This window comes from Mycolicibacterium llatzerense (assembly GCF_025331195.1).
GTDB lineage: Bacteria > Actinomycetota > Actinomycetes > Mycobacteriales > Mycobacteriaceae > Mycobacterium > Mycobacterium llatzerense.
Map to the genome: position 1 here is coordinate 172,755 of NZ_LXOV01000001.1, position 23,239 is coordinate 195,993.

Below are 23,239 nucleotides of genomic sequence, written 5' to 3' on the forward strand. Positions count from 1 at the left end.
CCGGTAACCCGGCAACGGTTCCTGGTTACCGACAAGTACCATTACGACGTATCGATCCCCCACCGCGAAAGCAGCACACAGTGGCCACGGACTGGACCGACAACCGCAAAAATCTGATGCTCTTCTCGGGGCGCGCGCACCCCGAACTGGCCGAACAGGTCGCCAAAGAGCTCGGCATCGAGGTCACCCCGCAGACGTCCCGGGACTTCGCGAACGGCGAGATCTTCGTCCGATTCGACGAGTCGGTGCGTGGCTGCGACGCCTTCGTGCTGCAGAGCCATCCCGCGCCGCTGAACCAGTGGCTGATGGAACAGCTCATCATGATCGACGCGCTCAAGCGAGGGTCGGCCAAGCGGATCACCGCGATCCTGCCGTTCTACCCGTACGCGCGCCAGGACAAGAAGCACCGCGGCCGCGAGCCCATCTCGGCCCGTCTGATCGCCGACCTGCTCAAGACCGCCGGCGCCGACCGCATCGTCTCGGTCGACCTGCACACCGACCAGATCCAGGGCTTCTTCGACGGTCCGGTCGACCACATGCGCGGCCAGTCGCTGCTGTGCGGCTACATCGGCGACAAGTACGGCGACTCTGACCTGGTCGTGGTCTCCCCGGACTCCGGCCGCGTGCGCGTCGCCGAGAAGTGGGCCGACTCCCTGGGCGGCGTGCCGCTGGCCTTCATCCACAAGACCCGCGATCCGCTGGTCCCCAACCAGGTCAAGGCCAACCGCGTCGTCGGTGAAGTCAAGGGCAAGACCTGCATCCTGACCGACGACATGATCGACACCGGTGGCACCATCGCCGGCGCGGTCAAGCTGTTGCGTGAGGACGGGGCCAAGGACGTCATCATCGCCGCCACCCACGGTGTGCTGTCCGACCCGGCAGCCCAGCGCCTGGCCGACTGCGGCGCCCGCGAGGTCATCGTCACCAACACGCTGCCCATCACGCCGGACAAGCAGTTCCCGGCACTGACCGTGCTGTCGATCGCGCCGCTGCTGGCGTCGACCATCCGCGCGGTGTTCGAAAACGGCTCGGTCACCGGCCTTTTCGACGGATCTGCCTAACAATGGCCGCCCGCATCTACCACAACCCGAAGTGCTCGACCTCCCGTAAGACGCTGGATCTGCTGCGGGAGAACGGCATCGAGCCCGAGGTCGTGCAGTATCTGAAGACGCCGCCGACCCGGGCCGAGCTGGTGGCGATGATCGAAGATGCGGGCATCGACGTGCGCACCGCGGTACGCAAGCGCGAATCCCTCTACGCCGAGCTGAATCTGGCCGACGCCACCGACGAGCAGCTGCTCGACGCCATGGCCGAACATCCCATCCTGATCGAGCGGCCGTTCGTCGTCACCGCGAAAGGCACCCGGCTGGCCCGCCCGATCGACGCGGTCCGCGAGATTCTGTGATCCTGCGCAGGGTTTGTGCCGCCGCTGTGGTGGCGCTGGCACTCACCGCGTGCGAGACGAAAACGCCTGACTACAAGTCGATCTGGTCGACGACGCCGACCACCAGCACGACGCCGGTGGACAAGGCCAGTCTGATTCCGTTCCCGGACTACCTGAACAAGCTCGGGGTGCAGAGCAAGCAGGTCATTCCCGACCAGCTCACCGACCTCAAGGTGACGCTGCCCCGGCCGCAGGGCTGGACGGGATACAAGAACCTCAATTACTCGCCCGGCACCGTGACGATCGCCAAGAACGACACCTATCCCCTGGCGATGCTGATGGTGTTCCAGCTGTCCGGAGACTTCGACGTCAAGGATGCCCTCAAGCATTCCGACGCCGATGCCCTGCTGTCCGAGAACTTCAAGAAGCTCTACAGCTCGGGCGACGACTTCCAGGGCTACCCGTCGGCGATGATCGAGGGCAGCTACGACCTGCACAACCGCCGGATGCAGTCCTACAACCGGATCGTGATCGCCCAGCCGTCCCCGCCACGACCGGGTATCCACTACCTGATCCAGCTGACCATCACGACGTATGCCGAACAGGCCAAGGACCAGGCCGGCGACATCGAAGCGATCATCAAGGGCTTCTCCGTCGGCCCCAAGTAGCCCTGCGGCACTAAGCTCGCGGTCATGAGTCAATGGACCGCCGCCGACCTGCCTTCTTTCGCCGGCCGCACCGTCGTCGTCACCGGCGCCAACAGTGGCCTCGGCGAGGTCACCGCACGTGAACTGGCCCGCGTGGGCGCCAAGGTCATCCTCGCCTGCCGCAACACCGCCAAGGGCGACACCGCTGCCGCGGGCATGACCGGCGACGTCGAGGTTCGGCCCCTGGATCTGCAGAGCCTGGCCTCGGTGCGGGAGTTCGCCGCCGGTGTCGACAAGGTCGACGTGCTGATCAACAACGCCGGCATCATGGCCGTGCCGTTCTCCCTGACCGAGGACGGTTTCGAGAGCCAGATCGGCACGAACCACTTGGGGCATTTCGCCCTGACCAACCTGCTGCTGCCCAAGATCACCGACCGCGTGGTCACGGTGTCGTCCGAGCTGCACATGTTGGGCTACATCAGCCTGAAAGACCTGAACTGGAAGTCACGGCCGTACTCGGCATGGTTGGCGTACGGGCAGTCGAAGCTGGCGAATCTGCTGTTCACCAAGGACCTGCAGCGCCGGCTGTCGCTGGCTGGTTCGTCCGTGCGGGCGCTGACCGCGCATCCGGGCTATTCGGCGACCAACCTGCAGGGCCAGACGGGCAACGAGTTGGGCGACAAGTTCTGGCTCGCCGCCAACAAGATCGCCACCCCCGCTTCCTTCGGCGCGCAGCAGACGCTGTTCGCGGCGTCGCAGGACCTGCCGGGCAACACGTTCGTCGGCCCGAAATTCGGCTTCCGCGGGCCGACCGGGCCGACGCAGCTGATCAAGCCTGCCGGCCGGTCAGCACGCACCGCGACCGCCCTCTGGGACCTGTCTGCCCAGCTCACCGCCACTGAATTTCCGCTCTGAGGGGCGTTTCCGCTAGTCTGACTGACGATCACGGCGAGGGTAGGTCCACCAGGACCACCGTTATCGACGGGAACTTCACAGCACTGATGTGCGCTGATATCCCAGCCCTGGCCGTGCCACCCAGTAGATACGGCATCAGGAGCGATTCACATGGCCAAGAACGCGGCCCCCACCTCGAACAATCTGACCGCTGAGGTCCGCACCCGGACCGGCAAGGGCGCCTCGCGTCTGGCCCGTCGCGAAGGCCGCGTGCCGGTCGTCCTGTACGGCCACGGCACCGAGCCGCAGCACCTCGAGATCAACGCCCGCGAGTACGCTGCCGTGCTGCGTAACTCGGGCACCAACGCGGTGCTGACCCTCGACATCGCCGGCAAGGAGCAGCTCGCGCTGACCAAGCAGGTCGTCGTTCACCCGATCAAGCGCAACATCCAGCACGCCGACCTGATCGTCGTGAAGCGTGGCGAGAAGGTCACCGTCGACGTGAGCATCGTCGTCGAGGGTGACGCCCAGTCCGGCACCCTGGTCGCCCAGGACACCAACACCATCCAGATCGAGGCCGACGTCCAGTCGATCCCCGAGTCGCTGACCGTGTCGGTCGAGGGCATCGAGGCCGGTACTCAGATCCTCGCCGGCCAGGTCGAACTGCCCGCGGGCGTCACGCTGGTGACCGACCCCGAGGTGCTGGTCATCAACGTCGTCGCGGCGCCGACCGCTGAGGACCTCGAGGCCGAGGGCTCCGGCGAAGAGGCCGCTTCGGGCGAGGCTGCTGCCGAGGGCGAGGCGGCCGCAGAGGCCGCTGCCGAGTCGGAGTAATTCGCTTTGGCCGAACCGCTTTTGGTGGTCGGCCTGGGCAATCCTGGGCCGCGCTACGAAACAACGCGGCACAACGTTGGATTTCTGGTTGCCGACATCCTGGCCGAGCGCATCGGCGCAGGGTTCAAGGTGCACAAGAAATCCGGAGCTGAAGTCACCACGGGCCGGCTGGGAGGCCGGTCCGTGGTGCTCGCCAAGCCGCGCACCTACATGAACGAATCCGGTAGGCACATCGGGCCTTTGGCGAAGTTCTATTCCGTCGAGCCGGCCGACATCGTGGTGATCCACGACGAGCTGGACATCGACTTCGGCCGCATCCGGCTCAAGTTCGGTGGCGGCGAGGGCGGTCACAATGGTCTTCGTTCCATTGCTTCCGCCTTGGGCACCAAGGATTTTCAACGCGTCCGCATCGGCGTGGGCCGTCCGCCGGGGCGGCAGGACCCGGCGGCGTTCGTGCTGGAGAACTTCAATTCGAAGGAGCGGCCCGAGTTGGGCACCATCCTCGAACAAGCCTCCGACGCAACGGAATTGCTGCTGCAGTATGGCGTCGAGGCAGCGCAGAACACCGTCCACGCCTGGTAGCCGAGCTGCCCACGAAAGCGCGAAAACCCCCAAACTCCAAGGAATTTGGGGGTTTTCTCATGCAGGTACTCCCCGCCTGCGCGGGAGGTACGCCAGCAGAGCTATCCGCAGATGTGTTGCCGGTCAACGGCATCGGTGTAGCAGCTCCGACGGCCCTGAGCGCCCACGCGGGAGCTCTGGGTGGTGTCTTGAGTGCGGATGCCCGGGGTCGCCTTGATCGCCACGCTGCCGTTCGTCTCGCAGGTGGAGAGGCTTCCGGCGTCCTGACAGGTCGGGCGGGCACCTGCAACAGGCGCCATGATGCCACTGACCGAGGCCAGGCCCACCAGCAGAGCGACCATCCTGCGCTTGCTTTGATGAGTCATGTCACCTTCTCACTATTCGGGGAAGGTCGTCTGTCTCCGGTCCGTAATCGACGGGCTGAAAACCACTGACACGCCTTCCAATAACGCATGTTAGGTCGACTATATGTTTCAGCCAGATGACCGCGCCATTAACTCATGACGAACTCACATATAAGGGATTCATAGAATTGCGCTGACCTGGCAACCTCTGAAAAACCGGTGAGCAAGGTCACCGGATGGTCGAGGAACCATCCCGCACAACGGAATTCATAACGGTTGTCACCTGCGTGACTCGATTCACGGGCAGGACCAGGCCAACGTTCGGGAATCGGGATCGAGCGGCGTCTTGTTGGCTGCAGCCCGGTTGAACGCGTCCTGGCGGGCCTCCTCGACCGTGCGTCCGGCACCGCCGGCCACCACACCGGTTTCCGGGGCGTTGACATTGACGATGCACAACCGGTCGTTGGTGACCTCGTCACTGGTGCACTGGACCGCACCGGCACGCTTACACGCCGCGATCACCGCTGCGGAGGCAGCAGGGACGTCGGGCCCGGTTGCGGAGAAGCCGACGATGTCGCTGCCCCGCACCCCGGAGCCGACCGCCGCGGCGATGTCATTCGTGTCCTCGACCAAGCCCGCTGGAGCTTCAGCGCAAGCCGGCACCGCGGCGATGACGCACGCGCCGAACACCGCCACCACAGCCGCAATCACACGCCCCATGAATACGCCGGTCCTCTCGTCAATAATTCAGCGAGATTACCCGGCACTCACAGCTTTCGCTCAGCGAAGCGAGCAGCTCCACCCGCGAGAAAAACGTAAAAAAACCCCGATTTCCGAGGAAATCGGGGTTTTTCATGACTGTGCACGAAACCTAGCCGGTGACGAGTTCCACCGAGTTCGCGCGACGGAGCTTGCCCGAGGGCGTCTTCGGGATGGTGCCCGGGCCCAGCACGACCACGTTGCGCGGCCGCACGTCGACCTCGGTCACGACCTCGTGCGCGACCTGGTGCTCGATCCGGCGCACTTCCACCGGGTCCTGCCAGGCGTTCGATTCGACGGCGACGGCGAAGGTCTCACGCGAGTGACCGGCGTCGAGGCGCACCGCGACGGCGCAGCCCGGGCGCACGCCCTGCACGCGGCCGGCGGCCCGCTCGATGTCCGTCGGGTAGATGTTGCGGCCCGCCATGATGATGACGTCCTTCACCCGGCCGCAGACCACGACGTTCTGCTCTTCGGTGATGTAGCCGAGGTCACCGGTGTCGTACCAGCCGTTTTCGTCCTGCGTCGGCAGGAAACCGGCCATGGTGATGTAGCCGGGGGTGACCGATTCGCCGCGCAGCTGGATGACGCCGACACCGCGCTCGGGCAGGACGTTGCCGTCCTCGTCGACGATGCGGGCCTCCAGGTCGCGCAGCAGCGGACCCAGCGAGGCGAGGCGACGGGTGTTGCCCTTCGCTGCGGGCACGGCGCGCCGCAGTGCGGCCAGCAGATCGGCGTCGACCTCGTCGACGACCAGGCCGGCGTTGCACGGCGAGAACGACACGGCGAGACAGGTCTCTGCCATGCCGTAGGCCGGCAGGATGGCCGACGGCTGCAGGCCGAACGGCTTGCCGGCGTCGATCAGGTCTTCGACGTCGGCGGGGTCGACGGGCTCGGCGCCGGACAGCGCGAACCGCAGGGTGGAGAGGTCGTACTCGCCCGGCTTGGCCTGCCGGCGCAGGCGCTTGGCGAACAGCGCGTAGGCGAAGTTCGGGGCCGCCGTCATGGTGCCCTTGTACTTGTCGATGAGCTTGGCCCACAGCAGGGTGTCGCGCAGGAAGTCCATCGGCGTGACCTTGACCAGCTCGGCACCGAAGTACATCGGGATGGTGAGGAAGCCGACCATGCCCATGTCGTGGAAGCAGGGCAGCCAGCTGACCATGACGTCCTTGTCGACGTCGTACTCGGCGCCGATGAACATGGCCTCGGCGTTGGAGAAGATGTTGCGGTGCGTGATCTGGACGGCCTTGGGCGAGCCGGTCGAGCCTGACGTCAGCTGCATCAGCGCGAGGTCGTCTTCGCCGGTCTCGACGGGGTCGATGGGCTCGGCTTCCAGCAGGTCGCCGACCTTGAGGACCAGCAGGCCCTTCTCCTCCAGCACGGGGGCGGCGACCAGGAACGGCTCGGAGATGATGACGGCCTTGGCCTCGATCATGCTGATGACGTTCATGGTGTCTTCAGCCCAGACGGCCAGGTCGGTCCGCGGCGTCGGCTGGTGCAGCATGGTGAGGCTGCCGCCGCGCATCCAGATGCCCTGCACGGTCGGGGCGATCTCCACCGGGTAGCCGGCCAGCACGCCGATCTTGTCGCCGAGACCGATTCCGGCAGCGGCCAGGCCACCGGCGATGCGCCGGGCCCGCTCGTGGACCTCGCCCCAGGTGTGGCGCACTGGCTCGTGCGGCTCACCAGTGACCATGCCCCGCTGCGATGTACGTGCGTTGTAGTACATCTTGTCGGTAAATCGGCTCACGACAACCTCCTGAGGTCAGGCGCCACTGCCCGTCGTTCCATAGTCCGTCCGGTGCCGGGCGCACTTGTAGAGGCGCGCACGCACAATTCGGCCGCGGTTATATCTCGAATCGATGGCTCCGAGTGCGCGGGCGACGCTGCCCTGGCACGTCTCGATCCCTCACCGACACCGCCGGTGAGAGAAACCATTGCGTTCCACGCCTGGCCGCTGGCAGACACCATCGATCATCTTAAGAGACTCTTAAGTAGCTAACAAACTGTTGGCCGAATTGAGTGCTGAGTCACACCGCGATCAGGCCTGCTTGCTGGGCGCCGGCACCACCCTGGCGCCGTGCACCGGGCCGCTGGCTACGCGTACCGTCCGGCACACCCCGGCGCCGGAAAGTTGGGTGCCGACCTCGACCGCGTCCTCCGCGGAGGCACACAGGAAAGCGCAGGTGGGCCCCGAACCGGACACGATGCCCGCCAGCGCCCCGGCTTCGACGCCCGCCCGCAGGGTGCGCCGCAGCCCGGTGTCGAGGCTGACGGCCGCCGACTGCAGATCATTGCCCAGCAGCGGCGCCAGTTCGCGCGGGTCGCCGGACGCCAGCGCAGCCAGCAGCGGCTCGGGGTCGTCCAGCGGAGGCGGCCCACCGTCCCGGGCGTCGGCCCGGAGGTTGTCCAGTTCGGCGAAAACCTTCGGCGTGGACAGCCCTCCCTCGGCGAAGGCCAGCACCCAGTGGAAGGTGCTGCGCGCCAGCACGGTCGCCAGCTGCTCGCCGCGGCCGGTCCCGAGCGCGGTACCGCCGTGCAGCGCGAACGGCACGTCGCTGCCCAGTCGGGCGGCCAGCGTATGCAGGTCCCGCCGCGGCACGCCCAGCTCCCAGAGATTGTTCATCGCGACCAGCACGGCCGCCGCGTCGGCGCTGCCGCCGGCCATACCGCCGGCGACGGGAATCGACTTGTCGATCGAGATGGCGACGTCGGGCGCCCGGCCGACGTGCTCGGCCATCAGTTCGGCGGCCCGCCAGGCGAGGTTGCGGTGGTCCGTCGGCAGCCCCTCGGCGCCGTCCCCGAGCATCTCCACCGACAGCAGGTCGGCATTGCGGACCGTCACCTCATCGAACAGGGAGACGGCGTGGAACACCGTGGTCAGCTCGTGGTAGCCGTCATCGCGGCACTCACCGACACCGAGGTAGAGGTTCACCTTGCCCGGCACGCGGACGGTCACCGAACCCGTGGGTACCCACTCTGAAGCGGTGTTTCCATCCGACGCAGACACGTCACGACAGTAACGCCCGCGGCGAGGGCCACAACACCAAGTGGTGAGAAACCCTGGCAGACAGGCTCAGTGGTTGGCGTCGACCTGCTGGTCGGACTCCGGAGCGGAGGCCTGCTGCTCGCGGTCCAGCTCGCCCGACCGCTGCAGCAGCCGCACGAAGTCGGCGATCGCCAGGGTCTCGCCGCGACGTGCCGGATCGATGCTGGCGGCCAGCAGGCGCTCGGCCGAGGCATTGCCCGAACCCGCCCATTCGGCGAAGGCATTGCGCGACGTCTTGCGGCGCTGCGCGAAGGCGATGTCGATCAGGTTGAACACCTGCGAGCGGAAGCTGTCGTCGGTCGGCCACGGCGTCGTCTCGTGCCGGTCGATCCGGACCAGACCCGAGTAGACCCGCGGGATCGGCCAGAACACCGTCGGCGAGACCATCCCGTAGCGCCGGACATTGCCGAAGAACCGCACCTTGGCGCTGGGCACCCCGTAATCCTTGGTGCCCGGGTCGGCGGCGAGCCGCTCGGCGACCTCGGCCTGGACCATCACCATGACGGTGCGGATGGTCGGGAATTCCGAGAGCAGGTGCAGGATGGCCGGCACCGCGACGTTGTACGGCAGGTTGGCGACCAGCGAGGTCGGCTGCTCGTCCAGGTCGGACGGCACCAGGTCGAGCACGTCGCGGTTCAGCACGGTCAACCGGCCGATCTCGCTGTGGGAGTGCTCGGCGATCGTCGTCGGCAGCTGGCGGGCCAGCACCGGGTCGATCTCGACGGCCGTCACCTTCGCGCCCCGGTCCAGCAGCGCCAGCGTCAGCGAGCCCAGACCCGGGCCCACCTCCAAGACGTGGGACTGCCGGTTCACCCCGGAAGCCGACACGATGCGGCGCACCGTGTTGGCGTCATGCACGAAGTTTTGTCCGAAAGCTTTACGCGGCCGGAAATCAAGCTCTTTTGCCAGATGCCGGATTTCGGTTCGACCGAGTAGCCGGATCGTCATCGTGCCCCAATTCTCCCGCTACAGACAGGCCAGGCACCCCAACCTTGGCGGGCTCGCGTCACTTCAGCAATCGCGATCTGCTCTTCACGTGTCGCAAGATCAGCTCTCGCAGCATAACGCAGACCGCCTTGCCGCTCCCAGGTGTTCTGATCAAATTGGACTCCACCGTAAAAACCGTTGCCGGTATTGATGGCCCAGTTGCCGGTCGACTCACACCGCGCCAGCGCGTCCCAGGCGGCAGGTTGGGTCACCGGGGGCACCTCGGTACCGGGTTTCGCTCCGATCCGCAGGACGCCGTCCCGCGCCGGCGTCAGCACCTGATTGGAGACCGGCAGCCGGCCGGTTTCGACACCGTTGACCGTGGCGACGGCGAAGGTGACGTTCTGGGTGCCGGGCTGGCCCGGATCCTCGACCACCTTGCGGCTCATGTTCAGCGCCGGATCAGACACCGTGTTCATCGTCGGGGCCAGCGGAGATTCAGTGGTCACCTGCTGCAGCCGGATGCGGGTCACGTCGATCTGCATGCCCTCGGTCACCGGGGTGGCCGCGGCGGGGACGACGGAGTCGCGCTGCTCCAGCGGCACGCCGGCGACGGCCAGCAGTCCGGCCACGTTCGCGGCGGCCAGGTGCACCTGGCGCGGCACGCCGCCGTCGACGATCGTCACGTTGCGGGCGCTGACCACCGGAAGCGACATGCCGGCCAGCGGCACGCGGGTGGCGCGGTCGGCCGCGACGGGCGCGGTGTCGGTCATGGACAGCTGCTTGAGGGCGTCCTGCACGGTGGCCGCGGTGGTCCACACCTGACGGGTGTTCTGGCCGTCCAGCGAGATCTCGAGCGGGCGGCTGCGGCGCAGCACGATGTTGTCGGACTCGTGCACGTCCTGGTCGGCCGCGGGGAACAGGTCGTCGCGCTCGCCGACGGAGAAGCCGTTCTCGGTGAGGACGTCGCCGATGTGGGTCTTCATGGTCTGCACCGTCATCGGTGCGCCGTCGATGGTGAGAGTGACGGTCTTGTGGGCCGCGACGGCGAACCCGCCGGCGACGGTCAGCGTGGCGAGGAAGGCCCCGGTCACGCCGCGCAGCATCGGCGAGCGCGCATCATGCAATTTATTCAGAAAGTTCAAGGCGTCAATCCCGTGTCTTTCGGGCCCGAGGTGGTCCCGAGCAGTGGCCGCGGTGACCACATAAAAGCCACCTCGACCGGGTTGATCACAGAACGGTAACGAACATGCCCGGGAGGCGGCAACCTGGACTAATGATACAGTCCATAGTTTTTCGAAGCATTTGCCGAGGTCACCGCGGCGATTTCGGCCGCTGAAGAATTTCTGATTTCGGCCAGCGCACGGACCGTGTACGGCAGGCAATACGACTCATTGGGCGCCCCGCGGAACGGATGCGGCGTCAGGAACGGCGCGTCGGTTTCGACCAGCAGCAGCTCCGCCGGGATCATCGCGGCCGCCTCGCGCAGCGCATGGGCGTTCCGGAAACTGACGGTGCCAGAGAGGCTCATGAGCCAGCCGTGATCGGCGCAGGTACGCGCCATCTCCGCGTCCGACGAGAAGCAGTGGAAGATGACCGTCTCCGGCGCGCCCTCGGACCTGAGCATGTCGAGGACCTCGGCATCGCCGTCCCGGTTGTGGATCATCAGCGGCTTGCCGACGCGTTTGGCCAGGTCGATGTGCCAGGCGAAGGCCTCGCGCTGCGTCGCCTCGTCGGCACAGCCGTCGAGCTTGCCCGGCCAGTACATGTCGATGCCGGTCTCCCCCACCGCGACCACGCGCGGGTCGGCGGCCAGGGTCTCCAGGGTGCGTTTGGCCTCGTCGTCGAGGGCGTTGGCGCGGGTCGGATGCAGCGCGACGGCGGCGTACACGCGCGGATCGGCATGAGCCGCGCCGACCGCCCACTCGGCGGCCTCGAGGTCGTCGGCGATGGTGACGACCTTCTCGACGCCGACGGCCTCGGCCCGGTCCAGGATCACGCGGATGCTCTCGGCATCGGTCGCACCACAGGCGTCCAGGTGGGTGTGGGCGTCGACCAGTCCGGGCAGCGGTTCCGGGGCGGGCGGCTTCTCACGTTTGGCGCTCACAGCGACACCTTAAGGTGGGGGCAACATGAGCAGCCAGAATTCCCCCGGCGCCCAGGGGCCCTTCTACATCACGACCGCCATCGCCTACCCGAATGGCGCGCCGCACATCGGGCACGCCTACGAGTACATCGCCACCGACGCGATCGCCCGGTTCAAGCGGCTCGACGGCTTCGACGTCCGCTACCTGACCGGCACCGACGTGCACGGCCAGAAGATGGCCGAGGCCGCCGCGGCCGAGGGCATCTCGGCGGCGGAGCTGGCCAATCGCAACTCCGACGTGTTCCAGGCCCTGCAGGAGAAGCTCAACATCTCCTTCGACCGGTTCATCCGCACCTCCGACGCCGACCACTATGAGGCGTCCAAGGAGATCTGGCGACGGATGAACGAGGCCGGGGACATCTACCTCGGCACCTACGCGGGTTGGTACTCCATCCGCGACGAGCGCTTCTTCGCCGAGGATGAGACCGAGGTCCGGGACGGCGGCCGCTTCGCCATCGAGACCGGCACGCCGGTCACCTGGACCGAGGAGCAGACCTACTTCTTCAAGCTGTCGGCCTACACCGACCGGCTGCTGGCGCACTACGAGGAGCACCCCGAGTTCATCGGCCCCGACGTGCGCCGCAACGAGATCGTCAGCTTCGTCTCGGGCGGACTCAAGGACCTGTCGATCTCGCGGACCACGTTCGACTGGGGCGTCCCGGTCCCCGACCACCCCGAGCACGTCATGTACGTGTGGGTGGACGCGCTGACGAATTACCTGACGGGCGTTGGCTTTCCGGACACCGCGGGCGAGGCCTTCGAGAAGTACTGGCCCGCAAACCTGCACATGATCGGCAAGGACATCATCCGGTTCCACAGTGTGTACTGGCCGGCATTCCTGATGTCGGCCGGAATCGCCCTCCCGGAACGGGTTTTCGCGCACGGCTTCATCAACGTCAAGGGCGAGAAGATGAGCAAGTCGGTGGGCAACGTGGTGGACCCCATCGCACTCATCGACGCCTTCGGCCTGGACCAGGTGCGCTACTTCTTCCTGCGCGAGGTGTCCTTCGGCCAGGACGGCAGCTACAGCGAGGAAGCCATCATCGGCCGGATCAACGCCGACCTGGCCAACGAGCTGGGCAACCTGGCGCAGCGCTCGCTGTCGATGGTCAACAAGAACCTCGGTGGAATCGTCCCGGAGCCAGGCGAATTCACCACCGCCGACCTCGAGTTGCTCAAGCAGGCCGATGATCTGCTGGACACCGTGCGCGGCCACTACGACGTGCCGGCCATGCATCTGGCACTCGAGGCGATCTGGCTGATGCTGGGCGCGGCCAACCGCTACTTCTCGGCCGAAGAGCCGTGGGTGCTGCGCAAGTCTCCCGCTGAGTCGGACCAGGCCCGCTTCGGCACGGTGCTATACACGACGCTGGAGGCGGTCCGGATCGCCGCGCTGCTGGTGCAGCCGGTGATGCCGGAATCAGGGGGGAAGCTGCTCGATCTTCTTGGGCAGGACGTCTCGGCGCGGGACTTCCGCGCCGTCGGTACCCGACTGGCACCGGGAACGGTGCTGCCGACACCCGAAGGCGTTTTTCCCCGCTACCAAGCGGAGACCAAGGAGTAGCGAGAAGATATGGCGCAGAACGGCTTACACGAGCGGCTGCACGACGTCTACGAGGAAGTCACCCGCCGCAACGCGGGCGAGATCGAATTCCACCAGGCCGTCTACGAGGTTCTGACCAGCCTGGGCCCGGTCGTCGACCAGCACCCCGAGTACTCCGACACCGCCATCATCCGCCGGTTGTTCGAGCCGGAACGGCAGATCATCTTCCGCGTGCCGTGGATCGACGACGCCGGTGCCGAGCAGATCAACCGCGGCTTCCGCGTCGAGTTCAACTCCGCGCTTGGCCCGTTCAAGGGCGGCCTGCGGTTCCACCCGTCGGTGTACCTGGGCATCGTGAAATTCCTTGGCTTCGAACAGATTTTCAAGAACTCGCTGACGGGTCTGCCCATCGGCGGCGGCAAGGGCGGGTCGGACTTCGACCCCAAGGGCCGCTCCAAGAACGAAGTGATGCGGTTCTGCCAGTCGTTCATGACCGAGCTGTACCGGCACATCGGTGAGTACACCGACGTCCCCGCCGGCGACATCGGCGTCGGCGGCCGCGAGATCGGCTACCTGTTCGGTCAGTACAAGCGCATCACCAACCGCTACGAGTCGGGCGTCCTCACCGGCAAGGGCCTGACGTGGGGTGGTTCGCAGGTCCGCACCGAAGCCACCGGCTACGGCACGGTGTTCTTCGTCGACGAAATCCTGCGCAGCTCAGGGCAATCGTTCGACGGCAAGCAGGTGGTGGTGTCCGGGTCGGGCAACGTCGCGATCTACGCCATCGAGAAAGTGCACGCGCTCGGCGGCACTGTCATCGGCTGTTCGGACTCCAGCGGCTACATCGTGGACGAGAAGGGTGTCGACCTCGAGCTCCTCAAGGAGCTCAAGGAAGTGCGCCGCGGCCGGATCTCCGAGTACGTCGAAATGCGTGGTGGCGGCGCACAATTCGTCGAGGACAACTCGATCTGGCAGTTGCCGTGCGACATCGCGCTGCCCTGCGCCACACAAAACGAATTGGACGGTGACGACGCGAAGGCGCTGATCGAGTCCGGCTGCCAGATCGTCGCCGAAGGCGCCAACATGCCGTGCACCCCGGAGGCGGTGAAGCTGTTCACCGAGGCGAAGGTCGCGTTCGCGCCCGGCAAGGCCGCCAACGCCGGCGGCGTCGCCACCAGTGCACTGGAGATGCAGCAGAACGCGTCGCGGGATTCGTGGACGTTCGAGGAGACCGAGCAGCGCCTGGCCGAGATCATGGGCCGCATCCACGACCGCTGCCTGAGCACCGCCGACGAGTACGGACAGCCGGGCAACTACGCGGCCGGGGCCAACATCGCCGGCTTCATCCGGGTCGCCGACGCGATGTCGGCGCTCGGAGTCGTCTGACCTGGGCATTGACCGAGATCAGCGCCGGCGCCGAGTGATCTGGGCCACATCTGTGGGTAGGTTTGTCACATTCCGGGCGCCGCTGGTGTCTTGAGGGCATAACCAACCCGAAGGAGATGCAGTGATGACCGGAAACCAGAAGCCCAACCGCGTCGTCGTCATCGGCGGCGGCTACGCCGGTGCGCTGGCGGCCAATCATGTTCGGATGCGTGATGACGTGGCAGTCACCCTGGTGAACCCGCGGCCCAAGTTCGTCGAGCGCATCCGCCTGCACCAGCACGTGGCCGGGAACTACGACGCCACCGTCCGCTACGACACGCTGCTCGCCGACGACGTGCGCCTGGTGGTGGACACCGCCACGCGGATCGACGCCGCGGCCCGCACCGTTGAACTGGCGTCCGGCGACACGCTGGATTACGACTACCTGATCTATGCCGTCGGCAGTACCGGAGCCGTGCCGGCGTCGGTGCCCGGCGCCACCGAATTCGGCTATCCGCTGGCCGAATTCGAGCAGGCCGAGCGGTTGGCCGCCCGGCTGCAGGACGTGCCGCTGTCCGCGCAGTTGGTGGTCGTCGGCGCCGGCCTGACCGGCATCGAGGCCGCTTCCGAATTCGCCGAGGCCGGCCGCAACGTCGTGCTGGTCGGCAGCAAGCTGGCGCCGTCGATGAGCGCACCGGCACGCCGCTCGGTGGCCAAGGCCCTCGCCAAGCTGGGTGTGACGGTCATCGAGGGTGACGTCAGCTCCATCACCGCCAACCGGGTGACGTTGGCCGACGGACGCTTCATCAGCAGCGCCGTGACGGTGTGGACCGCCGGCTTCGGCACCCCGGAGCTGGCTGCCGCCAGCGGGCTGCGCACCGACGAACTGGGCCGGCTGTTGACGGACGAAACCCTGACCAGCATCGACGATCCACGGATCGTGGCCACCGGTGACGCTGCCGCGCCGTCGGGACAGCCGCTGCGGATGAGCTGCCAGGCCTCGAGCCCGCTCACCGTGACCGCGGTGGGCACCGTGCTGAGCCGCATCGCCGGCACCGAGCCGGCGCCGCTGGACCCGGTGTTCGCCGGATCGTGCACCAGCCTGGGCCGCCACGCAGCGACCATCCAGATCGCCCGCAAGGACGATTCGTCGACGAACTACTACATCGGCGGGCGGGCCGGGGCCAAGCTGAAGGAAGCGATCTGCAAGGGCACGCTGTGGGGCATCCGGCGCGCGGCGCGTAAGCCGAGTGCGGTGTTCGTGATGACGGGTGGCAAGCGGGCCGAGCGTCTGGCTGAGGCTGTCACCGCATGACCAGTTCTGCCGGGGCAGCAGGGGGTGAACACGCCGAGCGGTTCACCCACCTGCGGCCGCTGCTCTTCACCATCGCCTACGAAATCCTTGGCTCCGCAACGGAAGCCGACGACGTGCTGCAGGACAGTTATCTGCGGTGGGCCGACGTCGATCTCGAGACGGTACGGGACACCAAGTCCTACCTGGCCCAGTTGGTCACCCGGCAGGCGTTGAACGCATTGCGGGCCGGCGCCCGGCGCCGGGAGGAGTACGTCGGCCCATGGCTGCCCGAGCCACTGCTGCTCGACGAGCGCGATGCGTCGTCGGATGTCGTTCTCGCCGAATCGGTTTCGATGGCCATGCTGGTGGTCCTGGAGACCCTGGGCCCCGACGAGCGGGCGGTGTTCGTGCTGCGCGAGGTGTTCGGGTTCGACTACGACGAAATCGCCGGAGCCGTAGGCAAATCCACCGCGGCGGTGCGGCAGGTGGCGCACCGGGCCCGCGAGCATGTGCAGGCGCGGCGCAAGCGGTTCACGCCCGATACCGAAAAGTCCGCGGAGGTGACCACCCAGTTCCTGACGGCGGCCGCGACCGGCGACCTGGACGGCCTGATGACGCTGTTGGCTCCGAATGTCACCTGGACCGCCGACAGCGACGGCAAGGTCAGTGCCGCCCGTCGGCCGGTGTACGGACCCGACAGAGTGGCTCGCCTGGTACTGGGGCTGCTGCGTGGCGCCGTGGACTACGACGCACGCATCGACCTCGCGACGTACAACAACGCCCCGGCGTTGGTGCTGTACCTCGGCGAGAAGCTCGAGGGCATCATCCTGATCGAGATCGAGGACGGCCAGATCAGCCACTTCTACGCCATGCGCAATCCCGACAAGCTCGGTGGAGTGCTGGTCGAGCGGGAGATCCGCCGCACCGTCTGACAAGCTGTGGGGCGTGCGAGTCGAGCGGTTGGCCGACCTGGGCGCCGCCCCGGGGGTCTTGAAGGCTGTCGCCGACGCCGCCGCTCGGCGCAGCCTGCCTCCGCCGGCCGCGCTGCTGGGTGACTGGTTCGGCGCGACGGCCGTCATCGCGCCGAGCGTCTCCATCGAGCCGGCGACCGCCACCGAAGTCTTCGATGCGCCAGCGGGTTCCGGCGAGGTGATCGGCGGCGGCTGGTTCGGCTACCTGTCGTACCCGGACGGCGCCGGCCGCATACCGATGGCCGCGGGCGGCTGGTCGGACTGTGTGCTCCGGCAGGACGCGGCCGGGCACTGGTGGTACGAAAGCCTTTCCGGGGCACCGATTCCCGACTGGCTCGCCGACCTGGAACCGGCGGCGCCCGCGCCGTACTCGATTGACTGGTGTCCGCCGGACCGCACCAGTCACCGCGCCGGCGTACTGGCCTGCCTGGAGGCGATCGCCGCCGGCGAGGTGTACCAGGCCTGCGTCTGTACCCGCTTCACCGGACGGATAACCGGTGCGCCCGTTGACTTTTTCGTCGATGCCGTCGCCCGGACCGCGCCCGCCCGGGCCGCGTTCGTGGCGGGCGAGTGGGGTGCGGTGGCGTCGCTGTCGCCGGAGTTGTTCCTGAGCCGCCGCGGCGAGGTCGTCACCTCAAGCCCCATCAAAGGCACGCTCCCCCTTTATCATTCGCCGTCGGAGCTGGCGTCGTCGGTAAAGGACGTCGCCGAGAACATCATGATCGTCGACCTGGTCCGCAATGATCTGAGCCGCGTCGCCACCACCGGGTCGGTCCGGGTTCCCGAACTGCTCGCGGTCAAACCCGCCCCGGGCGTCTGGCACCTGGTGTCCACGGTGACCGCACAGGTTCCGGCTGCGACGCCGATGTCGGCGGTACTGGACGCCACGTTCCCGCCCGCCTCCGTCACCGGCACCCCGAAATGCCGCGCCCGCGAACTCCTCGCCGAATGGGAACCCTACGATCGCGGAATCTATTGCGGGACCGTCGGTTTGGCGTCACCCCTGGCCGGCACCGAACTGAACGTCGCGATCCGCACGGTGGAATTCGACGCCGACGGCGCGGCGATCCTCGGCGTCGGCGGCGGCATCACCGCCGACTCCGACCCCGACCGCGAGTGGGAAGAGTGCCTCCACAAGGCCGCCGCCATCGTCGGCCCCTGACCATCCGCGAGCAGACGTAAAACTGTCGAATTTCGCGGGAAAACGACAGTTTTGCGTCTGCTCGCGGAAGAACTGTCAGTCGCGGGACTTGAGGACGGCGTCGTAGAGCTCGCGTCGGGAGGGGGCACCGGGGTTCTCGGCGATCACCTGGGCGCAGGCGTCTTTGACGCGCGCTCCGTCGTCGACCAATTCCTGCACCAGCGCGACCAACGCGTCGATGTCCGCCACCGGCGTCGCTCCCGCCAACACCACGGTGATCTCACCGAGCACGCCGTCGGCGGCCCACTCGGCCAACTCCCCCAGCGTCCCGCGCTTGATCTCCTCGTGGGTCTTGGTCAGCTCGCGGCACACCACAGCGCGCCGATCCGGCCCCAGTGCAGTCACTGCCTCGGCCAAGGTCTCGGCCAGGCGGCGCGGCGATTCGAAGAACACACACGTCCGTCGCTCGGTCGCGAACCCGGCCAGCCACGCCGCCCGGCCCTTGCGCGGTGCGAAGCCCTCGAAGCAGAACCGGTCCGAGGCCAGCCCGGACACCGCCAGCGCCGTCGTCACCGCCGACGGGCCCGGCAGGCAGCTGACCGGCAGACCCGCCTCGGCGCACGCCGCCACCAAGCGGTATCCCGGATCGCTGATCAAGGGCATCCCGGCATCGCTGACCACCAGCACGGTCTCCCCCGCGGCGACCGACTCGACGAGCCCCGCCACCCGGGACGCCTCGTTTTGATCGAAGAAGCTGACGATGCGCCCAGCAGGACGGACATCGAGAGACGCCGCCAGCGCGCGCACCCGTCGGGTGTCCTCGGCGGCGATCACGTCGGCACTGCCGAGCGCCTCGATCAGGCGGGCCGAAGCGTCGCCGGGCTGGCCCAACGGAGTGGCCGCGAGCAGCAGCCGACCGGCGTCCGCGAGTGGACCAGAAACTGATGTCACCGGGACAGCCTACGATCGCTGACGTGACCGCCCCCGCTCTCGACGCATCCGAGGCCGAGCGCGAGGTCCCCGTGATCAGTCCGGCGCCGCTGACGCCCGCCGCCGATTTCGGCCCCACCGACCGGCTGCGCGGCTGGACCATGACCGCGGTGATCACCGCGCTGGCCATGATCACCCGGTTCCTGAACCTGGGCTCACCCACCGACGCGGGTACCCCGATCTTCGACGAGAAGCACTACGCGCCGCAGGCCTGGCAGGTGCTGCACAACAACGGCATCGAGGACAACCCCGGCTACGGCCTGGTGGTGCATCCCCCGGTCGCCAAACAGCTGATGGCCATCGGCGAGTGGATCTTCGGATACAACGGCGTCGGCTGGCGGTTCTCAGGCGCGGTATGCGGCGTCATCCTGGTGCTGCTGGTGGCGCGGATCGTGCGGCGCATGACGCGCTCGACGCTGTTGGGCGGCATCGCCGGGCTGCTGATCATCGCCGACGGCGTCAGCTTCGTCTCGGCGCGCACAGCCCTGCTCGACGTCTATCAGACGGTGTTCATCGTGGCGGCGTTCGGCGCGCTCCTCGTGGACCGCGACCAGGTGCGCGCGCGCATGCACGTCGCGATGACCGAAGGCCGCATCGCCGAGACCGTCTGGGGCCCGCGACTGGGCGTGCGGTGGTGGCGCTTCGGGGCCGGTGTGCTGTTGGGGCTCGCGCTGGCGGTGAAGTGGTCGGGCCTCTACTACATGGTGTTCTTCGGCCTGATGACCGTCGCCTTCGACATCGCGGCCCGGCGCGCGTACCGCGTGCAGCGGCCCTGGCTGGGCGCGCTGCGGCGCGATGTCCTGCCCGGCATGTGGGCGCTGACGCTCATCCCGGTCGGCGTCTACCTGGCGTCGTACGCGCCGTGGTTCGCCTCCGAGACCGCGATCGACCGGCACATGGAGGGCCGGAACATCGGCGAAGGGCCACTGGCCACGGTGCGTTCGCTCTGGTACTACACGCACGACGTCTACCGCTTCCATTCCGGGCTGACCAACGCCGCCGGCAATCACCACCCGTGGGAGTCAAAGCCGTGGACATGGCCGATGTCGCTACGGCCCGTGCTCTACGCCATCGACAACAACAACGTGCCGGGCTGCGGCGCGCAGTCGTGCGTCAAGGCCGTGATGCTGGCGGGTACGCCGGCCATGTGGTTCATCGCGGTGCCGGTGCTGGCCTGGGCCGTGTGGCGGACGTTCGTCAGACGCGACTGGCGGTACGCGGCCGCGCTCACCGGCTACGCCGCGGGATACCTGCCGTGGTTCGCCGATATCGACCGGCAGATGTACTTCTTCTACGCGACGCCCATGGCGCCGTTCCTGATCATCCTGATCACGCTGATCCTCGGCGACATCCTCTATCCACGATCGACAGAACCGGAACGACGAACACTCGGGCTGCTGGTCGTCTGCTTCTACGTGGCGCTGGTGATCACCAACTTCGCCTGGATGTACCCGATCCTGACCGGGCTGCCGATCTCACCGTCCACCTGGAACATGGAGATCGTGCTGCCCTCCTGGCGGTGATCCCCCCGGCGCATCGAACGCCTGTGCGATAAGATCGCGGGGTGTCCTTGGCGGTTCAGGGTTCGCTGTTCGACCATGCCGAACGGCGGTGGCTCGACGACGGCGCCTGGGTCGATGTCCGCGCAGGCTGGCTCACGGGCGCCGACACCCTTTTCGACGAACTGCTGACCGCAATTCCGTGGCGCGCCGAGCAGCGCCAGATGTACGACAAGGTGCTGGACGTACCGCGTCTCGTCAGCTTCCACGACCTGGCCCGGGAACGGGCGCCGCATCCCGGGCTGGCGCGGCTGCGGGTGCGGCTCAACGACGCCTACGCCCACGAACTTGGCGAGCCGTTCACCACCGTGGGCCTGTGCCTGTACCGCGACGGCGCCGACAGCGTGGCGTGGCACGGCGACACCATCGGCCGCAGCAGCACGCAGGACACCATGGTCGCGGTGCTGAGCCTCGGGGCGACAAGGGTTTTCGCCTTGCGCCCGCGTACTGCCGCCGCGGACGGCAGGCGCACCAGCGTCCGGCTACCTCAGGGCCACGGCGACCTGCTGGTGATGGGCGGCGCGTGCCAGCGCACCTGGGAGCACGCGGTACCCAAGACCGCCCGCCCCACCGGACCGCGGATCAGCATCCAGTTCCGGCCGCGCGACGTGCGCTAGTTACTGACCCCTGACCGTCGAGACTGACTTGGTCAGCAGCTCCGTCGCCTGCTGCGTGTTCACCGGCACGACGGGCTGGTCCGGCACGACGAGCGAGTTGGCGGTGACGATGACCAGGAACCTGCCGAAACCGGCGACGTAGTTGTAGAGCTGGCCGGTGGCGGGCTTGCCATTGGCCACCGTCTCGAGAATGCGATGCGTGCCGACGGTCTTGACCCCGTCGATGGCCGGTGCCTGTACCTCTTCGACCAGACCCCGCAGCCCCGCACCGGAGAAGGCGACCTTCTTGCAGGCGTCACCCGGGTCAGCCGGAGCGATCGGTTCGGACGTCTCCACCGCCAGGATGACGAACCGGTTGCCCTGGCCTTCTGCGGTGACGGCGGTCATGTTGCCCTTGGCGCCGGGTGAGACGGCCATGCCGGAGGCGAACTTGGCGCAGTCCGGTGGCTCGAATTTCAGGCCAGGGGGCAGTGTCTGCGGGGCGAACGCGCGCGGGTCGATGCCCGTCGGCGCAACCGTCTTGACCTGGTATTCGGGCCCGAAAGTGCCCTTCAGATCAAGGATTTTGGTGATATCGGGGTCGGCGACCACCTGGGCGTGGGACATGCATGCCGCCACCAGACCGGCGGAGGCCACCGCGAGCACCGTTCTGCGCATTGTGGCGAATCTACCGGGCTGACCCGTCCACGGCCGGGATGCCCCGCACCGACCGCACGGCCGCGTCCAACAACGTCGCCGGGAAATCCGCGGGCAGCGCGGGCGCGACAGCCCCCGGATCGGTCACCATGGTGACCGAAACCGCCAGCGTATCGACGTAGGCGGTCAGAGTCGTTGCCTGCGAATGGGTTTGCGCGCCGTTCTCGACACTGGTGGTGATGTGCGCCGTCATGCCCAGTGTCCGGGCGTCGGCGATCGGGGGTGCGTCGGTGCGGTCGACGGCCGCGCGCGCACGGCCGGTGCTCAACGTCCAGGACTGGCAGTCGCCGGCAAGCTCTGTCGCCGGGGCGTCGCCCGGCGCCGCGGTCACGTACACGATGCCGCCCGCCCCTGACGCCGACCAGCCGCGCACCCCGTCAGCCGGTGCCGCCACCAACGCGCCACAGTCCGCCGGGTCCGCAACCGAACCGGACGGCATGCCCCAGAACGTCGTCGGCGCGGCGGGCGCGGGCAACGCTCCGAACTCGTAGCCCTGCAGCTCCTTGGGCAGTTGCCGGCGCATCCGACCGATGGCGGCCGGATCCGCGGGCTTCGCGGCCGCAGTGGTGGTCGGCCGCGCGGGTTCGGTGGTCGACCCGCACGCGGCGCACAGCAGAACCGCTGCCGACAACGCGAATGCGCGCATTTGCTGTTGATAGCACGGCAAACCCGCCGACCGTGGCAGATACCCAGTGCCACGCCGACGCATCTTTTGCGGACACGGCACAGCGACGAAAGCTCGCGCCGCCCGCCGCGTCCGCCCCGTAGTCTGCATCCGACGACAGGAGACGGAAATGGTGTCGATGAAGGTGGCCGGCGTTGCGCTGGCCGTGACGGTGAGCGCGCTGGGCGCGAGTGCATGCGACTCGGGCTCGAAACCGGCGCCGTCGTCGACGTCCAGCAGCGCCTCGAGCACCAGCGCCGCGGCCGCACCGACCTCGTCGGCGCCCGGCGCGCCGGCGGCTCCGGCAGCGCCGAAGAAGACCATCCGGGACTACCTGCTCGAGAAGAACATCACCGAGCAGCAGCTGCACCCCGGTGATCCCGGTGCACCGACGCTCACCATGCCGCTCCCGCCGGGCTGGGTGGACGCGGGCGCGCTGACGCCGAAATGGGCTTGGAGCGCAAGCAAATTCGATGATCCGGCCATGAAGGCCGACCCTCCGACGATCATCGTGCTGATCTCGAAGTTGCCCGGCGGCAATGCCGACGAGGTGCTGGAGTACGCGCCCGGCGAGTTGCAGAACCTGCACAACTGGCAGGACGCCGGCACCAACTGCGACGCCAAGCTCGCCGGCTTCAAGGCGTGTCAGGTCGGCGGCATGTACAACCAGGACGGCAAGGATCGGCTGATGGCCCAGAAGACGGCGGCCATCCCGACCAAGGACGGCGTGATCGTGCTGCAGATCAACGCCAGCGGCACCAAGGAGACGATCGCGCCGCTGATGGATGCGACGTCGTCGATCGACAAGTCACTGAAGATCACTGTGCCCTGAG

Annotated in this window: 24 protein-coding genes; 14 read left to right on the forward strand and 10 right to left on the reverse strand. The window is 67.5% G+C overall.

Annotated elements, in window-relative coordinates:
- Nucleotides 1-80 precede the first annotated feature (80 nt).
- The 6 genes from A7G45_RS01105 (at nucleotide 81) to pth (ending at nucleotide 4,341) form a co-directional block, all read left to right on the forward strand.
- Entirely contained in the window at nucleotides 81-1,061 is a 981-nt protein-coding gene (locus A7G45_RS01105; protein ID WP_043398950.1) for a ribose-phosphate diphosphokinase, read from the forward strand.
- Between the two features lie 2 nt (nucleotides 1,062-1,063).
- Nucleotides 1,064-1,405, forward strand: coding sequence for an arsenate reductase (glutaredoxin) (gene arsC, locus A7G45_RS01110; protein WP_133763332.1), 342 nt, complete (start codon nucleotides 1,064-1,066; stop codon nucleotides 1,403-1,405).
- Nucleotides 1,402-2,052, forward strand: a complete 651-nt coding sequence (locus tag A7G45_RS01115; protein ID WP_260932627.1) for an LpqN/LpqT family lipoprotein — start codon at nucleotides 1,402-1,404, stop codon at nucleotides 2,050-2,052. Before arsC ends, A7G45_RS01115 begins: the two co-directional genes overlap by 4 nt.
- Before the next feature lie 24 nt (nucleotides 2,053-2,076).
- Nucleotides 2,077-2,946: an oxidoreductase gene (locus tag A7G45_RS01120; protein ID WP_260932630.1), complete on the forward strand. Its 870-nt coding sequence runs from the start codon at nucleotides 2,077-2,079 to the stop codon at nucleotides 2,944-2,946.
- 150 nt (nucleotides 2,947-3,096) lie between these two features.
- Nucleotides 3,097-3,759 (forward strand): 50S ribosomal protein L25/general stress protein Ctc, encoded by a 663-nt coding sequence (locus A7G45_RS01125; RefSeq protein WP_020099098.1) that lies wholly within the window; start codon nucleotides 3,097-3,099, stop codon nucleotides 3,757-3,759.
- A 6-nt stretch (nucleotides 3,760-3,765) separates the two neighbouring features.
- Entirely contained in the window at nucleotides 3,766-4,341 is a 576-nt protein-coding gene (gene pth / locus A7G45_RS01130; protein ID WP_043398940.1) for an aminoacyl-tRNA hydrolase, read from the forward strand.
- 101 nt (nucleotides 4,342-4,442) lie between these two features.
- On the opposite strand, the gene A7G45_RS01135 is transcribed toward pth, so the two are convergent.
- From A7G45_RS01135 to A7G45_RS01165, 7 genes are all read right to left on the reverse strand, one after another.
- On the reverse strand, nucleotides 4,443-4,706 hold the full coding sequence (locus A7G45_RS01135; protein WP_110788919.1) for a hypothetical protein: 264 nt from the start codon (nucleotides 4,704-4,706) through the stop codon (nucleotides 4,443-4,445).
- Between the two features lie 276 nt (nucleotides 4,707-4,982).
- Nucleotides 4,983-5,405 (reverse strand): hypothetical protein, encoded by a 423-nt coding sequence (locus A7G45_RS01140; RefSeq protein ID WP_043398934.1) that lies wholly within the window; start codon nucleotides 5,403-5,405, stop codon nucleotides 4,983-4,985.
- Between the two features lie 151 nt (nucleotides 5,406-5,556).
- The gene (locus A7G45_RS01145) at nucleotides 5,557-7,194 is read right to left on the reverse strand and encodes a fatty acyl-AMP ligase (RefSeq protein WP_043398932.1); all 1,638 of its coding nucleotides are present in this window, start codon (nucleotides 7,192-7,194) and stop codon (nucleotides 5,557-5,559) included.
- 291 nt (nucleotides 7,195-7,485) lie between these two features.
- On the reverse strand, nucleotides 7,486-8,454 hold the full coding sequence (locus A7G45_RS01150; RefSeq protein WP_260932637.1) for a 4-(cytidine 5'-diphospho)-2-C-methyl-D-erythritol kinase: 969 nt from the start codon (nucleotides 8,452-8,454) through the stop codon (nucleotides 7,486-7,488).
- 66 nt (nucleotides 8,455-8,520) lie between these two features.
- A complete protein-coding gene (gene rsmA / locus A7G45_RS01155; RefSeq protein ID WP_043398927.1) occupies nucleotides 8,521-9,441 on the reverse strand; it encodes a 16S rRNA (adenine(1518)-N(6)/adenine(1519)-N(6))-dimethyltransferase RsmA in 921 nt (306 codons plus the stop codon).
- Entirely contained in the window at nucleotides 9,438-10,565 is a 1,128-nt protein-coding gene (locus A7G45_RS01160; RefSeq protein ID WP_260932640.1) for a resuscitation-promoting factor, read from the reverse strand. The genes rsmA and A7G45_RS01160 overlap by 4 nt, the downstream gene beginning before the upstream one ends.
- A 128-nt stretch (nucleotides 10,566-10,693) precedes the next feature.
- A complete protein-coding gene (locus A7G45_RS01165) occupies nucleotides 10,694-11,527 on the reverse strand; it encodes a TatD family hydrolase (protein ID WP_260932641.1) in 834 nt (277 codons plus the stop codon).
- A gap of 25 nt (nucleotides 11,528-11,552) precedes the next feature.
- On the opposite strand from A7G45_RS01165, the gene metG reads away from it, so the two are divergent.
- The 5 genes from metG (at nucleotide 11,553) to A7G45_RS01190 (ending at nucleotide 17,901) form a co-directional block, all read left to right on the forward strand.
- Nucleotides 11,553-13,130 (forward strand): methionine--tRNA ligase, encoded by a 1,578-nt coding sequence (metG, locus tag A7G45_RS01170; protein WP_260932644.1) that lies wholly within the window; start codon nucleotides 11,553-11,555, stop codon nucleotides 13,128-13,130.
- 9 nt (nucleotides 13,131-13,139) lie between these two features.
- Nucleotides 13,140-14,495 carry an NADP-specific glutamate dehydrogenase gene (gene gdhA / locus A7G45_RS01175; protein ID WP_071287849.1) on the forward strand — a complete coding sequence of 452 codons (1,356 nt, stop codon included), beginning with the start codon at nucleotides 13,140-13,142 and terminating at the stop codon, nucleotides 14,493-14,495.
- Nucleotides 14,496-14,619: 124 nt separating this feature from the next.
- Nucleotides 14,620-15,789 carry an NAD(P)/FAD-dependent oxidoreductase gene (locus tag A7G45_RS01180; RefSeq protein ID WP_260932650.1) on the forward strand — a complete coding sequence of 390 codons (1,170 nt, stop codon included), beginning with the start codon at nucleotides 14,620-14,622 and terminating at the stop codon, nucleotides 15,787-15,789.
- Nucleotides 15,786-16,700, forward strand: a complete 915-nt coding sequence (locus A7G45_RS01185; protein WP_260932652.1) for an RNA polymerase sigma-70 factor — start codon at nucleotides 15,786-15,788, stop codon at nucleotides 16,698-16,700. Before A7G45_RS01180 ends, A7G45_RS01185 begins: the two co-directional genes overlap by 4 nt.
- 13 nt (nucleotides 16,701-16,713) lie before the next feature.
- Complete coding sequence (locus tag A7G45_RS01190; RefSeq protein ID WP_260932654.1) at nucleotides 16,714-17,901, forward strand: aminodeoxychorismate synthase component I; 1,188 nt, start codon at nucleotides 16,714-16,716, stop codon at nucleotides 17,899-17,901.
- Between the two features lie 75 nt (nucleotides 17,902-17,976).
- Here the strand turns inward: A7G45_RS01190 and rsmI are convergent, their stop codons facing one another.
- Entirely contained in the window at nucleotides 17,977-18,831 is an 855-nt protein-coding gene (rsmI, locus tag A7G45_RS01195; RefSeq protein WP_260932657.1) for a 16S rRNA (cytidine(1402)-2'-O)-methyltransferase, read from the reverse strand.
- A 23-nt stretch (nucleotides 18,832-18,854) separates the two neighbouring features.
- Here rsmI and A7G45_RS01200 point away from each other — a divergent pair, with 23 nt between their 5' ends.
- Together A7G45_RS01200 and A7G45_RS01205 are read left to right on the forward strand one after the other, a co-directional pair.
- Nucleotides 18,855-20,393, forward strand: a complete 1,539-nt coding sequence (locus A7G45_RS01200; protein ID WP_260932660.1) for a dolichyl-phosphate-mannose--protein mannosyltransferase — start codon at nucleotides 18,855-18,857, stop codon at nucleotides 20,391-20,393.
- Between the two features lie 41 nt (nucleotides 20,394-20,434).
- Nucleotides 20,435-21,046, forward strand: a complete 612-nt coding sequence (locus A7G45_RS01205) for an alpha-ketoglutarate-dependent dioxygenase AlkB (RefSeq protein ID WP_043398896.1) — start codon at nucleotides 20,435-20,437, stop codon at nucleotides 21,044-21,046.
- Here the strand turns inward: A7G45_RS01205 and A7G45_RS01210 are convergent, their stop codons facing one another.
- Together A7G45_RS01210 and A7G45_RS01215 are read right to left on the reverse strand one after the other, a co-directional pair.
- Complete coding sequence (locus A7G45_RS01210; protein WP_260932664.1) at nucleotides 21,047-21,703, reverse strand: DUF5642 family protein; 657 nt, start codon at nucleotides 21,701-21,703, stop codon at nucleotides 21,047-21,049. It lies immediately after the preceding gene.
- Between the two features lie 10 nt (nucleotides 21,704-21,713).
- Complete coding sequence (locus A7G45_RS01215) at nucleotides 21,714-22,388, reverse strand: DUF5642 family protein (RefSeq protein WP_260932667.1); 675 nt, start codon at nucleotides 22,386-22,388, stop codon at nucleotides 21,714-21,716.
- Between the two features lie 148 nt (nucleotides 22,389-22,536).
- Between A7G45_RS01215 and A7G45_RS01220 the strand changes: the two genes are divergently transcribed.
- The gene (locus tag A7G45_RS01220; protein ID WP_260932669.1) at nucleotides 22,537-23,238 is read left to right on the forward strand and encodes an LpqN/LpqT family lipoprotein; all 702 of its coding nucleotides are present in this window, start codon (nucleotides 22,537-22,539) and stop codon (nucleotides 23,236-23,238) included.
- Nucleotide 23,239 lies beyond the last annotated feature (1 nt).

Bases quoted from the DNA above. Each gene is read 5' to 3' on its own strand.
- arsC (WP_133763332.1), top strand. From the start codon at position 1,064: ATGGCCGCCCGCATCTACCACAACCCGAAGTGCTCGACCTCCCGTAAG.
- A7G45_RS01120 (WP_260932630.1), top strand. From the start codon at position 2,077: ATGAGTCAATGGACCGCCGCCGACCTGCCTTCTTTCGCCGGCCGCACC.
- A7G45_RS01125 (WP_020099098.1), top strand. From the start codon at position 3,097: ATGGCCAAGAACGCGGCCCCCACCTCGAACAATCTGACCGCTGAGGTC.
- A7G45_RS01135 (WP_110788919.1), bottom strand. From the start codon at position 4,706: ATGACTCATCAAAGCAAGCGCAGGATGGTCGCTCTGCTGGTGGGCCTG.
- A7G45_RS01140 (WP_043398934.1), bottom strand. From the start codon at position 5,405: ATGGGGCGTGTGATTGCGGCTGTGGTGGCGGTGTTCGGCGCGTGCGTC.
- rsmA (WP_043398927.1), bottom strand. From the start codon at position 9,441: ATGACGATCCGGCTACTCGGTCGAACCGAAATCCGGCATCTGGCAAAA.
- metG (WP_260932644.1), top strand. From the start codon at position 11,553: ATGAGCAGCCAGAATTCCCCCGGCGCCCAGGGGCCCTTCTACATCACG.
- gdhA (WP_071287849.1), top strand. From the start codon at position 13,140: ATGGCGCAGAACGGCTTACACGAGCGGCTGCACGACGTCTACGAGGAA.
- A7G45_RS01180 (WP_260932650.1), top strand. From the start codon at position 14,620: ATGACCGGAAACCAGAAGCCCAACCGCGTCGTCGTCATCGGCGGCGGC.
- A7G45_RS01185 (WP_260932652.1), top strand. From the start codon at position 15,786: ATGACCAGTTCTGCCGGGGCAGCAGGGGGTGAACACGCCGAGCGGTTC.
- A7G45_RS01210 (WP_260932664.1), bottom strand. From the start codon at position 21,703: ATGCGCAGAACGGTGCTCGCGGTGGCCTCCGCCGGTCTGGTGGCGGCA.
- A7G45_RS01215 (WP_260932667.1), bottom strand. From the start codon at position 22,388: ATGCGCGCATTCGCGTTGTCGGCAGCGGTTCTGCTGTGCGCCGCGTGC.
- A7G45_RS01220 (WP_260932669.1), top strand. From the start codon at position 22,537: ATGGTGTCGATGAAGGTGGCCGGCGTTGCGCTGGCCGTGACGGTGAGC.